Below are 13,349 nucleotides of genomic sequence, written 5' to 3'. Positions count from 1 at the left end.
AAGGCTCAACAATGCGCCGCTTCATCCTCCCGCTCGCTTTCGCCCTCATCGGCCTGATCCTGTTCGGCCAGGGCGCCTATATCCACGCCAAAGCAGTGCTTGCGCAGGTGCTGCTGGAGCGCGCCTTCGCACAGAGCATCGCGACCGGACATCCCGTGAAGCCGTGGCGCTGGGCCGATACCTGGCCGGTGGCCAGGATCGAGGTGAAGCGTCTGCACGCCTCCACGATCGCGTTGGCCGGCAGCAGCGGCCAGGCGCTGGCGTTCGGTCCCGGCCATGTCGAAGAGACCGTCGGTGCCGGCGAACCGGGCGTCGCGGTCTATTCCGCGCATCGCGACACCCATTTCCGCTTTCTCAAGGACGTCACAATCGGTGACGAGATCGACGTCACGAGAAGCGACGGCAAGATTTTTCGCTACCGGGCCGATCGCAGCTCGGTCGTCCGCTTCGATCAATCGGGCATCGATCCGCTCACCAACCGGTATGAGCTGGTGCTGTCGACCTGCTGGCCGTTCGACGCGCTGACATCCGGGCCCGAGCGTTATCTGTTGCACGCGACCATGATTCAATCGGATTCGAGCCAATCCGACTCAGGTTCCTGATCCGCATCGATTTTGCGCCTGCCGGGATATTGCAAGCGTTGGCCTGACTTGCGCCAGCGTGAGTTGCTACCCCCTTCCATCGGCCATAAAAACAATGAAAAGTCGCGTTCTGCGGTGATCTGCCGTGGGCCAGAGGAAACAAGTAGAACAAGGATAAGGGCAGGCTCCATGGAAGCTTTCGTAGGCACCGCGTCACATCCGTCCCGCAAATGGGCACCGCCCGCCGACGCCAGCGACATCGTCAAGAGCATCCATGCGATGCTGCACCCGCGCAACATCGTGCTGGTCGGCGCCACCGACAAGCCCGGCAACTACGCCGAACGGATCTGGAACAACCTGATCAAATACGAATATGCCGGCGGCCTGTTTCCGATCAACGCCAAGCGCGAAACCATCTGGGGCGTCACCTGCTACAAGGATTTCGCCAGCCTTCCGGAAAAGCCCGACCATGTGCTGGTGCTGGTACCGGCGCGATTCGCCGTGCAAGTGATCCGCGACGCGGCCGCTGCCGGCGCCCGCTCGGCGACCATCGTCACCTCCGGCTTCAGCGAGCTGCAGGACGAGGAGAGCCAGCGGCTCGCGGTCGAGCTGAAGCAGGCGATCAAGGAGACCGGACTTGCCGTCACCGGTCCGAATTGCCTCGGCAATCTCAGCGCCGGCGAGAACCTGTTCACTAACATTGACGACCGCATCGTCACCATGGAGCCGGGCGCGGTGGCGATCGCCGGCCAATCCGGCGCGATCGTGATGGCGATCCGCCAGGCGCTGGAGGATCGCGGTGTCGGCGTCGGCTACATGGTCACCACCGGCAATGAATCCGGGCTCGAGACCCCGGACCTGATGAGCTATTTCGCTGCCGATCCGAGCATCCGCGTCATCGTGGTCTATCTCGAAGGCGTCAGGAACACAAAGGTGTTCCGCGAAGCCTGCAAGGCCGCGCGCGCTGCGGGCAAGCCGGTGATCGCGCTCAAGCTCGGCGCTTCCGAAGGCGGCCGCGCCGCTGCGATGGCGCATACCGGCGCGCTGGCCGGCTCGATCGAGACATTCGATGCGATCTCGACCCGCGAAGGCGTGATCCGGGTGCGCGGGCTGGATGAATTGATCGAAACCACCGAGTGCTTCGTCCATGCTGATCCACCGAAGGGCAACCGCCTCGCGGCGGTGTCGCTGTCGGGCGGCAAGCGCGGACTTCTGATCGACGCGTTCTATTCGGCCGGCCTGAATTTCGCGCCGCTGAGCCCGAACGCATCGGAGCAGCTGGCAAAGATGCTCGGGCCCGGCAGCATCGTCGGCAACCCGCTCGATGCCGGCTTCGCCGCGGTGGTCGATCCCTCCGTCTACATGAAATCGATCAAGATCATGATCGACGATCCCGACACCGACGTCGTCATCATCGACGCCGAGCTGCCGAAGGCGCCGCATGAGCTGCGCGAGCGCAATCTGAAGATCGTCAACGAGATGGCGGGCCAGGCCAACAAGCCCGTGATCTATATCAGCGCGATGTCGATCGGCTTCACCGAATTCACCAAGGGACTACGCAAGTCGCTGCCCGATATCGCCGTCATGCAGGGCCTCGACCGCGCGGTCGGCGCGATCAAGTCGCTGATCGAATACGCCGGTCTGCGCAAGGAGGTGCCCGACATCGTGTCGAGCTCGAAAGCGTCCGCACGCGCCGTGCTGGAGAAGACGCTGAAGGCCGCCAACGGCGCCGCCGCGCTCGACGAGGTCGCCTCGAAGCAGCTGCTCAAGGCCTATGGCATCCCGATCTCTAAGGAAGACGTCGCGCAGACCGCAGCGGAGGCGGTGAAGATCGCCAAGGCAATCGGCTTCCCGGTGGTCGCCAAAGTTGTCAGCCCCGACATCCTGCACAAGTCGGACATCGGCGGCGTGGTGCTGAACCTCGGCAATGCGGCCGAGGTGAAGAAGGCGTTCAACGACATCACCGCGCGGGTAAAGAAGCTGAAGGGCAAGCCGAAGCTCGAGGGCATCCTGATTGCGCAGCAGGTCAAGGCCGACCTCGAGCTCGTGGTGGGCGCCTCGCTCGATGCCGAGATGGGCCCCGTGGTGCTGTTCGGCACCGGCGGCGTCGATATCGAGCTGCTGAAGGACGTCGCCCTTGCCGGCGCGCCGCTCGACGCCACCGAGGCGAAAGAGCTGATCGCCAAGACCAAGGCCGGGGTCAAGCTGAAGGGTTACCGCGGCAAGCCGGCGCTGCACGAGCCATCGGCGGTGAAGGCGCTGGTCGGGCTCTCCAACCTGATGGCCGACGCCAATGGCCGCATCGCCTCGATCGACGTCAATCCGTTCCTGATCAACAGCAAGCTCGGCGTCGCCGTCGACGGCCTGATCGTGCTGAACAACGCCGCCGCGAACAAGGCAGCGGGGCATTAGGATCGTCATGCGCGGGCTTGACCCGCGCATCCATCTTCAGAAGCAAGTCATTTCCAGATGGATTGCCGGTCAAGCCCGGCAATGACAACCGTTGTCAGAAGCTCGCGCCCCACTGCCGCGCGGTCTGCATCACCCAGTCGCGATAGAGCATGAGCGGCGTCACCCCGGTGATGCCGCCGCAACCGGCGGTGCCGTTCGGGCCGGTGGACCAACTCACCACGCCGACGATGACAGGCCCGCCTTGTTTGTCCTCGAACACCGGCGCACCGGAATCGCCGGTGCAGGCGCCGAGCCCCTCGCGCACGCCGTGCCCGACCGGATCGACGAGACGGATCTGCAGCGTACCGGGCTTGCCGTTCGCAATCAGGCTGATGACACGGATGCTGCCGCCGCTCTTGCCGTCGCCGCGCACCGTGACGCCGACGCCGGCGATGGTGAAGCGGCCGCCGACCTGGACCGGAATGTCGGGTATGCCGAGCACGGCCGGCGCCTTGCCTGCAACCGGCAGCGCGAGTTGCAGCACCGCGACATCGGCGGTCGCGACATGATTGGTCATCGCCTGCATCCGAAAGCCGGGATGGATCGCAACCGTCTTGACGTCCTGCAGCTTCGGCTGCCGGTCCGGCCCATAATCGACGATCTTGTAGTCGGCACCGGGCTGCACGCAATGCGCCGCGGTCAGCACCACCTTCGGCGCGATCAGCGCGCCGGTGCAGAAATTGCCGCGCGAGCCGACGATGGTGACGACGGCGCGCGCGACGCCATCGGTCGACGGCGCGCCACCACCGACGATCGCGAAGGCCGGCGTTGCCATCAACAGGGTCAGAAAGACTGTCGCTCGAATCACGCTCGTCATGAAATCCTGTCGATTGGCATCTGATATGAGCACATCCGAGGCGCGGCATTGCGTCGCTCACACTCGGCCGAAGAACACGCAATCTTGTACAGAGCACCCGGGCGCGCATGCGTCAATTATCTAAATATCTAGACGTCGATCACTACGGCGTTGAAGTCACCGCGAGATTTCCCGCAGCCCCATGGTGCGCACGCGCTGCGTGTCGCCGCCTTGCCGCGATATCCGATACATCGTATCCTGCGTCGTGCTGCCAGCGCGACGTTCGAATGTGAACTGTATCTCTTGATCCCGCGCGTATCGGGGCCGTAATTTCGACCTGATAATAAATACAACCTCTGGCAGCATACCGCATACTTACCTTCATGACTTTCTGGATGCCGGTGCCGTTGACTTATAGACGGCTTTTCATCCGCCATTTCGTTGAGTTTCGAGGATAATCATGAGGATCGCGGTCGTCACGCCGATCAGGCTGTTCAGCGAGGGGCTCACCTCGAGTTTCCAGAACCACGCCGAGTTTGCCGTCGAGGCGGCGGTCGCCGATCTTGCCGGCCTGCGCGCGACCCTCGAGACCAACAGTGTGAGTGTCATTCTGATCGACGTCACACAGGGCATCGATCTTGACGAGGTGCGCGTGATTGCGAGCGAGCATGCGGAGATCGCGCTCGTGGCGCTCGGCCTCAACGAGGACCGGCGCGACGTGGTCCGCTGCGGCCGGGCCGGGTTTAGTGGCTACATTTCCCGGAATGCCAGCTTCGACGAGCTCTGCCGCGCACTGTCGGACGTGGCGTCAGGGCGGCTTGCCTGCAGCGCCGAGATTTCCGGCGGACTGCTGCGCGCGCTGTTTTGCATGGAGCGTCAGACGGATACGATCGATACCGACCAGGGCCTGACGCGCCGCGAAGGCGAGGTTCTCAAGCTCATCGGGCAAGGCATGTCGAACAAGGAGATCGCGCGCGATCTCAATCTCAGTCTTGCCACCGTCAAGCATCACGTCCATCACGTGCTGCAAAAGCTCGGCCTGCCGCGCCGGGCGCAGGCGATGCGGCGGGTGCGCGAAGCGCCGTGGCTGGCATCATCCGCGCCGGCTCTCGATCGCCGCCGCGAGCTCGACTGACCCCAGCGACCTGAATCCGTATTCGACGACCGCAGCGCGTGCACGCATTGGTGCGCAGATTCGGCGCGGCTTTGCGCGCATGCGGGCGCGTCACGCGGTGAGATCGATCCCGACTAAACCCTTTGATCGATCTTTCGAGGCGCAGGATCGATCTCGTGGATCGGTCGATCCGCATCATCGTCTCGATCCTTTCTGATCCACCGCGGTGAATAGGCCTTTCGCAGCACACCTGCCACAACAGCACCAACGCAGCGACATGCCGCTCTTTTCGCTCGCTGCGCGGTTGCAGATTGCCGTGGAAGACGGATCGACTGCACGAATTTCGCAGCAGACCGTCGAGGATCGATTTCATGAATCCAGTTGCCGACATCGCTGGTCTGACTGCCTTGTGGCAGAGAACGTCGGGTGGCGACCCCGCGGTGAAGATCGCGATCATCGACGGCCCCGTCGATCTCAATCATCCCTCGCTCAGGCAGGCCCGCGTCGCGATGGGCGGCGAGTTCGTCGCGCCGTCTTCATCGATGATCCAGTCCGAGCACGGCACGCACGTCACGAGCGTGCTGATGGGGACACCCGGCAGCCCGGTGCTCGGCGTCGCGCCGAACTGCAGCGCAACCGTGTTCTCGATCTATCGCGAGAATGCCGCCGGGCAGATCGAGCCGTCCTCGCAAAGCACATTGGCGCTCGCGATCAACCAGGCACTGGCCGTGGGCGCCGACATCATCAACATCAGCAGCGGCCAGCAATCCGCGACGGGACAGGCTGATCGCATTCTGGTCGACGCGGTGCGGGCCTGCGAACGCGCCGGCAAGCTGATCGTCGCCGCCGCCGGCAATGATGGCTGCCGCTGCGTCCAGGTGCCGGGCAGCCTCGCTTCGGTGCTTGCGGTCGGCGCGTGCGATCTGGCCGGCAACCCGCTGCCGTTCAGCAATTTCGGCGACGCCTATCTCGAGAACGGCATCCTGGCGCCGGGCGAGAACATCGCCGGCGCCTCGCCGGTCCGCAACGTCAGCCTGCGTTCCGGAACGAGTTACGCCGCGCCGATCGTCACCGGCGTCGTCGCGCTGCTGCTCTCATGCCTGCGCCAGAACGGACGCAAGGCCGATCCGCAAGCCGTCCGTGCCGCGCTGCTCGAAAGCGCAGGGCCCTGCCGCAACGACGGCAGCGCCTCGCGCTGCCTCGCCGGACGGCTCGATATTCCCGCGGCTGTCGCCGCCCTGCTTGGCGAGCAGGCGGACGCCGTCATGCCGTCGGGTGCCACGGCCGCGCCTCCCCGCTTCTGGGGAGTGTCCGCGCGCCCTTTCGTCCAACCGTCATCCGCCGCTCAGCCAACTGCAACCAGAGAGGGTTCCATGGGAGATCTATCAGCAATGTCTGCACCATCGGCTCCGCGCATATTCGGGCCGGACGGCTCGGTCCTACGAAACAGCGCCGGGATCATGCCAAGCGAGGCGCAACCCGCCGCGCCGGCGGCAGCTGCGGCCATGGCCGTCCCTGTTGATCACGGCGTCGTCGCCGCACCGATCGCAGCGCCCGCGCCTTATCCGTATCACGCGCCCCATGCGGGCGGCGACATGGTTTGGATACCGGCCCCGGCACCGCAGATGGTGATGCCGCCTATGATGATGCCGCAGATAGCGATGCCGACGGCCGGCATGATGCCGCAAACCTGGCTGCAGCCGCAGCAACTGCACGCGCTGATGCCGAGCAATGCGCTTCCCGTCGCAATGCCCCAGGCGCTGCCGATGTACGAGGCGCCCGCGGTTCGAGCCAGCGAGAAGAACTGCGGCTGTGGCGGCGGCATGCGTCCGCAGGGCGCGACGGCCGAGTCCACCGGTCAGCTCGCCTTCCCGATCGGCCGACTGTTCTACGATTTCGGCAAGGAAGCCCGCCTCGACTACTTCGTGCAGGCGATCGCCAACTGGCGCGACAGCCTGATCGGACGCGGCGATCCCGCGTTCGGACCGGAGCGCGATCACTCCGGCGATACCTCGGCGCCGTACAACCCGGCGATCATGGCGCGCTATCTGTTGAACCAGGCCGAAGGCGAGACCGCGACGCCGGCCGGCGCCGGCAACAACTTCCCCGACGCCGACGCCATCACCTGGACGATGACGATCGATTCGATCCCGATCTATGCGATCAAGCCGCTCGATGTGTTCGGTCTCGGGTTCTTCGCCGCGCTGATCCTGGCGCTCTGGCATCAGGAAGTCTCGCATGACGATCCCGCGACGACCCGCACCGTGGTGCTGGCGACGGCGGCCGCCGCCGGCGCTGACGCACGACCGATCACACCCCCCGCATTCCCGCCGCGCGGCGGCGTCGCGCGGGTCTCGATGGCCGGTTGGGTCGACAGCACCAACACGACCAAGCTCCTCAACGGCACGGTCGTTCCGACGCTGGTGACCGATTGGCGCGGCTTCTACCAGTGGGATCTCTACACGCTGTTTGGGCCCGACCCGACCACCTGGCCGGACGGCGCCGAGGGTTTCCTCGAGCGGATTTACAATGAATTCCGCAACGTCGGTCTTTCACCGCAGGATCGCGCACTGAACTACTCGGCGATGAATGCCTACAATACGCGGAAGATCTTCACCGACGTCGCCAAGAAGGGCTTGCGGCTCGACACCGTCGAGGTCGACCAGAGTCTGATCTGCCGTCCGGAATCGATCTGCCACGACGTGACCTACCGCTTCTTCAACCCGACGCAGGTCCTGACCCAGGCGCGCGAAGTCTATCAGTACACGATCGACGTGAGCGACGTGGTGCCGGTGGCGGTCGGACCGCTGCGGCAGTGGCAGGTCTATTGACGCGATTGCTCCTCTGCGTCCGGAGGAGATCAGAACGTGGCGCGAATTAGCGTCACGTGGTCCAGGGGATCGACGCGATGAGCGATCCCCTGGGCGACGTCCAGCGACGGCTGCCCCGGTCGGTGCCCACCTCCCGTAGTTGCCGTCAATTCAAACCGAAAGAAGGAGCTGAACATGTACGCAAGGAACGACTTTGAGACCTTCGGCAGCGTGCGTAGCCCGATCCAGTGTGAGGGCATCGAGCGCGGTCCGAAGCGGATTGCCGAAGTGGCGACCAACGGTTCGGTCAACCCGCAGGGCTGGCAGGACATCCTCGGTACGGCCGTGCAGGCGCTGCCGGGCGTCCTCGGTGCCTTCGGCATCTGATCGCCAAACTCGGGGCCCGGCGCTGTCGGGCCCCACCCATCCTCGAGGAGGCCGACATGATGCAGAAATCCACCGCCAGGAGCCCGCAGCAACAGCAGCAGAACGGTCGCCGGATCGAGCCCTCCGGAAAGATCGTCGTGTCGTCAGTCGTGACCCACGCCTCGCTGCTCGCCGCGATCAGCGACCGCAACCCGATCATCGCCAAACGCACCACATCCGACGAAGACAAATCCTGACGTCGTCGTCATCACCGAACCAATGGAGCCGATGCCATGGCAAGACCGCCCCGCAAATCCGGATCCGACAGCACAGCCTCCTCTCCGCCGCCGGCGGAAGCAGCATCCGCAGCGTCAAGCATTGCCGACGCGCGGCGCCCGTTGGAGGCAGCTGTTGTTGCCCGTCCGAAGATCGCCACCACGCCCGCCCCGCCGACAACGTCGGCCTACATGGCTCCGCCGCAGGGCCCCGGTGCTCCGCAGCAGATGCGCCATGATGGCTCGCCGCATTCGGAGGCGCGGCTCAACACCGCGATGAAGATCCTGCTCGATCCCGCAGCCCGCGCGTTGCCGAGCAAGGTCTATTCCGGACAGGCACGAAACTGGACCCGCAGACCGTAACCCGGCCTGCGCACTGAGCGGCGCTTCGATCCGCTACCCGGACATGCAACGGCCCGCCCGATCCGGCGGCGCGGCCGTTGCCGCTCGTCGGAGAAAGACATGGACCAGAACGGCAATCCCAACGGAAATCCCCCTGGCATCAATCTGCGCCGCGCCGCCTGCACATTCGTCGGCCTCGGGACACTCCTGTTTCTTGCGGCCGGCACCATGCGATGGGCCGGCGGCTGGATGTTCCTGCTCGAGATCACGATCGGCGGGCTGATCACCGAGGCATGGCTCGCAAGGCACGATCCGGGATTGCTGGCGGAGCGCCGCACCGCGCGCGGCCAGGCCGGGTGGGACCGCGTCATCACGACGATCATGCCGCTGTTGTGGCTGACATGGCTGCCGCTGATGGCGCTCGACGCGGTGCGCTACCAGACATCTTTCGTCCCGTTCTGGCTGCAGTGCACCGGCGCGGTGATGATCGCCGCCTCGTTCTACATCGTCTACCGGACCTACCGCGAAAACAGCTACGCCGCCCCGGTCGTGAAGATCCAGCGCGAGCGCGGGCATGCTGCGGTGACGACGGGGCCGTACGCCTATGTGCGGCATCCGATCTATGCCAGCGGCCTGTTGACCTATGTCGGCACCCCGCTGCTGCTCGGATCCTGGTATGGCCTTGGCATCGTGCCTGTCATGGCGGCGCTGCTCGGCTTGCGGTCGATGATGGAGGAGCGGATGCTCGCCGCCGAACTCGACGGCTACGCCGAATATCTCGGCCGCGTGCGTTACCGCCTGGTTCCGATGGTCTGGTGAGCCCGTTCCGTATGGCGGAGTTTGCCGCAAACTGGCGGCTTGCCTGATCGGCGGCAATTCCAATAAAGAAGGCTGAACGCGCGTTTCCCTGTCTTCGGCCAAAACGGCCGGGCGACCCGAGGCGAAGCCGCCGCTTTGCAACGGGCAGGACTTTGATGATCGAGGCAGTGATCTGGGATTTCGGCGGCGTCTTGACCACCTCGCCGTTCGAGGCCTTCGCGCGCTACGAGACCGAGCGCGGCCTGCCCGTCGACATCATCCGCCGCACCAACGCCGCCAGCCACCTGGAAAACGCCTGGGCCAAGTTCGAGCGCGCCGAGATCGGTATCGATGCGTTCGACGAGTTGTTTGCCACTGAATCGAAGGCGCTCGGCGCCGAGGTGCGCGGCAAGGACGTGCTGCCGCTGCTCTCCGGCGACCTCCGCCCCGAAATGGTCGAGGCGCTGAAGCGCATCAAGGCGAAATTCAAGACCGGCTGCATCACCAACAATCTGCCGTCGAACGCAATCGGCAGCCATAGCGGACGCACGCTCTATGTCGCGGAAGTCATGGCGCTGTTCGACCATGTCATCGAGTCCGCGAAGATCGGCCTGCGCAAGCCCGATCCGCGCATCTACCAGATGATGGTGGAGACGCTGCAGGTGAACCCGAAGACCTGCGTCTATCTCGACGATCTCGGCGTCAACCTGAAGCCGGCGCGCGAGATGGGCATGACCACGATCAAGGTCGCGAACGCCGCACAGGCGATCTCCGAGCTCGAAGCCGCGACCGGGCTCACGCTGAGGTGAAGCGACCCCGCCGCATATTCACTCCACATTCAGGCGGCAATCTCTAATTCTCAGCCTCCCCTTGGGTCGCGGCGCGACCGTGAAATCGCACCGTGATCCCATTCCTGGTCTGAGCATGACGTTCCGGAAAAGCCGACATCGCTTCTCCGGATCATGCCTGCGGAGGCACATCCCATGAAACGTCTCGTCGTCGCCTTGGTCTCGGCTGGTTCGCTGCTGGTCTCGGTCGCAGCGTTCGCTCAATCAACCTCAACCCCCGCACCGGCAGCAGCGCCGGCGGCGGCTCCGGCGCAAGAGAGCACGTCGGCGGCGGTGCCCGTGCCTGGCGCGAAGCGCGCGGCCTGCCAGAGCGCGGCGAAGGCGCTGAAGGGTCAGGATCGGCACGATCAGATGCAGCTCTGCATGGCGCAGGCGCATCTCGACTGCCTGAAGCAGGCGATCGACCAGAAGATCACAGGCCCGCAGCGCAAGGATTTCGTGAAGAGCTGCGCGGGCTAGAGGCGCCGCCTCCTCCGTATTGCGCTCGGCGGAAATACCCCGGAACCATGCGCTAACTCCATGCCTTTGCGGGCCAAACGAGCCTTGTGCTTTGCCCGCAACGGGAGCAGAACAGGTCCGAGTTCAAGGCAAATTCGGAGCTGATCCTCGTGGCTGACACCAGGCCCACCGCCTCGATCGAGGCCGTGGAAAGCGGCCTCGCCGCGCAAGGCTATATTGCGAGCCGGCAGATCGCGACCGCGGTTTATCTGTCGCAGCAGATCGAGAAGCCGATCCTGGTCGAAGGCCCTGCCGGCGTCGGCAAGACCGAGCTTGCGAAGGCGATCGCCGCCTGGCGCGGCCTGAAGATGATCCGCCTGCAGTGCTATGAGGGCCTCGACGAGGCCAAGGCGCTGTACGAGTGGAAATACGCCAAGCAGCTGCTCTACACCCAGATCCTGAAGGACAAGCTCGGCGAGGTGCTCGGCGGCGCGCAGACGCTGGCCGCCGCGCTCGACCAGCTCCACACTTTCGGCGACGTGTTCTTCTCCAAGGAATTCGTCGAGCCGCGGCCGCTGTTGCAGGCGCTGGAGCAGCCGGCCGGCTGCGTGCTCCTGATCGACGAGATCGACAAGTCGGATGCCGAATTCGAATCGCTGCTGCTGGAAATCCTCTCGGACTTCCAGGTCACGATCCCCGAGCTCGGCACCGTCTCCGCGGTGGCGCCGCCGACCGTGATCCTGACCTCGAACAGCGAACGTGATCTCGGCGATGCCTTGAAGCGGCGCTGCCTGCATCTGCATATCGGCTTCCCCGAGCAGAGGTTGGAAGAGCGCATCGTCGAGAGCCGGGTGCCCGGCATCTCGCAGACATTGCGCAAGCAGATGGTCGGCTTCATCCACGAGATCCGCTCGCTGGACCTGAAGAAGCTGCCCTCGGTCAGCGAGGCGATCGACTGGGCGCGCGTGCTGGTGCTGCTGCAGGCGAGCGAGCTCGACACCGAGATCGTCAAGGACACGCTCAACGTGCTCCTGAAATACGAGGCCGACATCGAGGCCGCGACGCCGCAGATCTCAAGCTTCATCGCCAAGGCGTCGCGCCAAGGCGTGTTCAGCTAGACCAAGATGCGCGAGAACCTGCATCGCTTCTTTCGTGCGGCGCGGGGAGCCGGGGTCCGGGTCTCGCCCGCCGAAAGCATCGATGCGATGCGGGCGGTCGCCCAGGTCGGCTTTGCCGACCGCGACATCCTGCGCGACACGTTCCTGCTGACGCTTGCCAAGACGCAGGACGAGAAGCGCTCGCTCGGCGAATGCTTTGATCTGTTCTTCAGCCAGCCCGAGCCGCAGCAGGAGAGCGCCGAGCAGGACAAGACCGACGACAACAACGAATCCGCCGCCAACCCGTCGGCCGATGAGCACGGCGATACGGCGGGCGGCGCTGCCAATGAGAATGTCGGGCCGCTGGCGCAGATGCTGCTGTCGCAGGATCGCGCCGCGATATCGACGGCGATCGCCAACGCTTCCGGCGCCGCCTCGCTACCCGACATCCGCTACTTCACCCAGCGCGGCATCTTCCAGACCCGCATCCTCGATGCAATGGGCATCCAGCGCCTGCGCGACGACATCGACGAACAGACCACGCGCAATCCGGCGCTTGCCGAGCGGCTGCAGGAGGCGCTCAACGGCCTGCGCGGCACGGTTCGCGACACGGTCTCGCAAGCCCTGCTGCTCTACGGACGCGAAGAGACCGAAAACCTGCGCAACGAGATCCTGCGCAACGCGCCGCTAGCGCGGATCGAGCCGCGCCAGGTCGAGCAGATGCGTGCGCTGATCCGACAGATCGCACGCCGGCTGCGCGAGCGCTATTCCAAGCCGCGCAAGCGTCAACGCCGCGGCCATCTCGACGTCCGCCGCACGCTGCGGCGGAATGCGGCCTGGGGCGGCGTGCCGTTCCTCACCGCGTGGAAGCGCAAGCATCGCGACCGGCCGAAGATCATAGCCCTCTGCGACGTCTCGGGATCGGTCGCCCGCGTCTCGGACTTCTTCCTGCTCCTGATCCACAGCCTGCACGAGGTGGTCGACGACGTCCGCTCGTTCGCCTTCTCGGGCCACCTGATCGAGGTCAGCGACATCCTGGAATCCAATTCACCGGAAGAAGCGATGAAGGAGATCATGTCCAAGGTCGGCTTCGGCTCGTCCGATTACGGCAATTCCTTCGCCGATTTCGAGGACAATTGGATGAGCGCGATCACGCCGCAGACCACGGTGATCGTGCTCGGCGACGCCCGCAGCAACAATCTCGATCCGCGCGCCGACATCCTGCGCCGCATCGGCGAGCGTTCAAAGCGACTGGTATGGCTCAACCCTGAAGGCCGCATGGTCTGGGGCTTTGGCGATTCCGAGATGCCTCGCTACGCGACCTTCTGCACCGTGGTGCGACAGTGCGCGACCGCGCAGCAGCTCGAGCGCGCCGTCTCCGACATCGTGGCGACGTATCAATAGATCGCCAGCGCTTTAGAGCGTTTTCGAGT

At 64.9% G+C, this 13,349-nt stretch carries 13 protein-coding genes; 12 read left to right on the top strand and 1 reads right to left on the bottom strand.

Annotation, left to right across the window (positions count from 1 at the left end; all coding sequences use genetic code 11):
• Window positions 1-11 precede the first annotated feature (11 nt).
• Together ACE103_RS02240 and ACE103_RS02235 are read left to right on the top strand one after the other, a co-directional pair.
• Window positions 12-602: a class GN sortase gene (locus tag ACE103_RS02240; protein ID WP_375778167.1), complete on the top strand. Its 591-nt coding sequence runs from the start codon at window positions 12-14 to the stop codon at window positions 600-602.
• A gap of 168 nt (window positions 603-770) precedes the next feature.
• Window positions 771-2,993 (top strand): acetate--CoA ligase family protein, encoded by a 2,223-nt coding sequence (locus tag ACE103_RS02235; protein WP_375778166.1) that lies wholly within the window; start codon window positions 771-773, stop codon window positions 2,991-2,993.
• A 94-nt stretch (window positions 2,994-3,087) separates the two neighbouring features.
• Here ACE103_RS02235 and ACE103_RS02230 read toward each other — a convergent pair whose 3' ends face one another.
• Window positions 3,088-3,849: a trypsin-like serine protease gene (locus ACE103_RS02230; RefSeq protein ID WP_375778165.1), complete on the bottom strand. Its 762-nt coding sequence runs from the start codon at window positions 3,847-3,849 to the stop codon at window positions 3,088-3,090.
• A 439-nt stretch (window positions 3,850-4,288) separates the two neighbouring features.
• Between ACE103_RS02230 and ACE103_RS02225 the strand changes: the two genes are divergently transcribed.
• The 10 genes from ACE103_RS02225 (at window position 4,289) to ACE103_RS02180 (ending at window position 13,320) form a co-directional block, all read left to right on the top strand.
• Window positions 4,289-4,963, top strand: a complete 675-nt coding sequence (locus ACE103_RS02225) for a LuxR C-terminal-related transcriptional regulator (protein ID WP_375778164.1) — start codon at window positions 4,289-4,291, stop codon at window positions 4,961-4,963.
• Window positions 4,964-5,313: 350 nt separating this feature from the next.
• Window positions 5,314-7,773: a S8 family serine peptidase gene (locus ACE103_RS02220; protein WP_375778163.1), complete on the top strand. Its 2,460-nt coding sequence runs from the start codon at window positions 5,314-5,316 to the stop codon at window positions 7,771-7,773.
• 174 nt (window positions 7,774-7,947) lie between these two features.
• Complete coding sequence (locus tag ACE103_RS02215) at window positions 7,948-8,139, top strand: hypothetical protein (protein ID WP_029080476.1); 192 nt, start codon at window positions 7,948-7,950, stop codon at window positions 8,137-8,139.
• Window positions 8,140-8,195: 56 nt separating this feature from the next.
• Window positions 8,196-8,375: a hypothetical protein gene (locus tag ACE103_RS02210; protein WP_050630159.1), complete on the top strand. Its 180-nt coding sequence runs from the start codon at window positions 8,196-8,198 to the stop codon at window positions 8,373-8,375.
• Between the two features lie 36 nt (window positions 8,376-8,411).
• Window positions 8,412-8,756 (top strand): hypothetical protein, encoded by a 345-nt coding sequence (locus ACE103_RS02205; RefSeq protein ID WP_223974627.1) that lies wholly within the window; start codon window positions 8,412-8,414, stop codon window positions 8,754-8,756.
• A 99-nt stretch (window positions 8,757-8,855) separates the two neighbouring features.
• Window positions 8,856-9,554, top strand: coding sequence for an isoprenylcysteine carboxylmethyltransferase family protein (locus ACE103_RS02200; RefSeq protein WP_223974626.1), 699 nt, complete (start codon window positions 8,856-8,858; stop codon window positions 9,552-9,554).
• A 155-nt stretch (window positions 9,555-9,709) separates the two neighbouring features.
• Window positions 9,710-10,342, top strand: coding sequence for an HAD-IA family hydrolase (locus ACE103_RS02195; protein ID WP_375778162.1), 633 nt, complete (start codon window positions 9,710-9,712; stop codon window positions 10,340-10,342).
• Window positions 10,343-10,516: 174 nt separating this feature from the next.
• On the top strand, window positions 10,517-10,840 hold the full coding sequence (locus ACE103_RS02190; RefSeq protein ID WP_375778161.1) for a hypothetical protein: 324 nt from the start codon (window positions 10,517-10,519) through the stop codon (window positions 10,838-10,840).
• A 143-nt stretch (window positions 10,841-10,983) separates the two neighbouring features.
• A complete protein-coding gene (locus ACE103_RS02185; protein ID WP_375781311.1) occupies window positions 10,984-11,937 on the top strand; it encodes an AAA family ATPase in 954 nt (317 codons plus the stop codon).
• 6 nt (window positions 11,938-11,943) lie between these two features.
• A complete protein-coding gene (locus ACE103_RS02180) occupies window positions 11,944-13,320 on the top strand; it encodes a VWA domain-containing protein (RefSeq protein ID WP_375778160.1) in 1,377 nt (458 codons plus the stop codon).
• Window positions 13,321-13,349: the final 29 nt, after the last annotated feature.

The sequence above is a fragment of the Bradyrhizobium sp. ma5 genome, from assembly GCF_042258955.1.
Taxonomy (GTDB): domain Bacteria; phylum Pseudomonadota; class Alphaproteobacteria; order Rhizobiales; family Xanthobacteraceae; genus Bradyrhizobium.
The sequence above is the reverse complement of the archived record's forward strand: the minus strand, read 5'-3'. Positions and strand labels throughout refer to the sequence as shown.

Excerpts from the sequence above, each read along its gene's own strand:
- ACE103_RS02240 (WP_375778167.1), top strand. The coding sequence starts at position 12 with ATGCGCCGCTTCATCCTCCCGCTCGCTTTCGCCCTCATCGGCCTGATC.
- ACE103_RS02235 (WP_375778166.1), top strand. The coding sequence starts at position 771 with ATGGAAGCTTTCGTAGGCACCGCGTCACATCCGTCCCGCAAATGGGCA.
- ACE103_RS02230 (WP_375778165.1), bottom strand. The coding sequence starts at position 3,849 with ATGACGAGCGTGATTCGAGCGACAGTCTTTCTGACCCTGTTGATGGCA.
- ACE103_RS02225 (WP_375778164.1), top strand. The coding sequence starts at position 4,289 with ATGAGGATCGCGGTCGTCACGCCGATCAGGCTGTTCAGCGAGGGGCTC.
- ACE103_RS02220 (WP_375778163.1), top strand. The coding sequence starts at position 5,314 with ATGAATCCAGTTGCCGACATCGCTGGTCTGACTGCCTTGTGGCAGAGA.
- ACE103_RS02215 (WP_029080476.1), top strand. The coding sequence starts at position 7,948 with ATGTACGCAAGGAACGACTTTGAGACCTTCGGCAGCGTGCGTAGCCCG.
- ACE103_RS02210 (WP_050630159.1), top strand. The coding sequence starts at position 8,196 with ATGATGCAGAAATCCACCGCCAGGAGCCCGCAGCAACAGCAGCAGAAC.
- ACE103_RS02205 (WP_223974627.1), top strand. The coding sequence starts at position 8,412 with ATGGCAAGACCGCCCCGCAAATCCGGATCCGACAGCACAGCCTCCTCT.
- ACE103_RS02200 (WP_223974626.1), top strand. The coding sequence starts at position 8,856 with ATGGACCAGAACGGCAATCCCAACGGAAATCCCCCTGGCATCAATCTG.
- ACE103_RS02195 (WP_375778162.1), top strand. The coding sequence starts at position 9,710 with ATGATCGAGGCAGTGATCTGGGATTTCGGCGGCGTCTTGACCACCTCG.
- ACE103_RS02190 (WP_375778161.1), top strand. The coding sequence starts at position 10,517 with ATGAAACGTCTCGTCGTCGCCTTGGTCTCGGCTGGTTCGCTGCTGGTC.
- ACE103_RS02180 (WP_375778160.1), top strand. The coding sequence starts at position 11,944 with ATGCGCGAGAACCTGCATCGCTTCTTTCGTGCGGCGCGGGGAGCCGGG.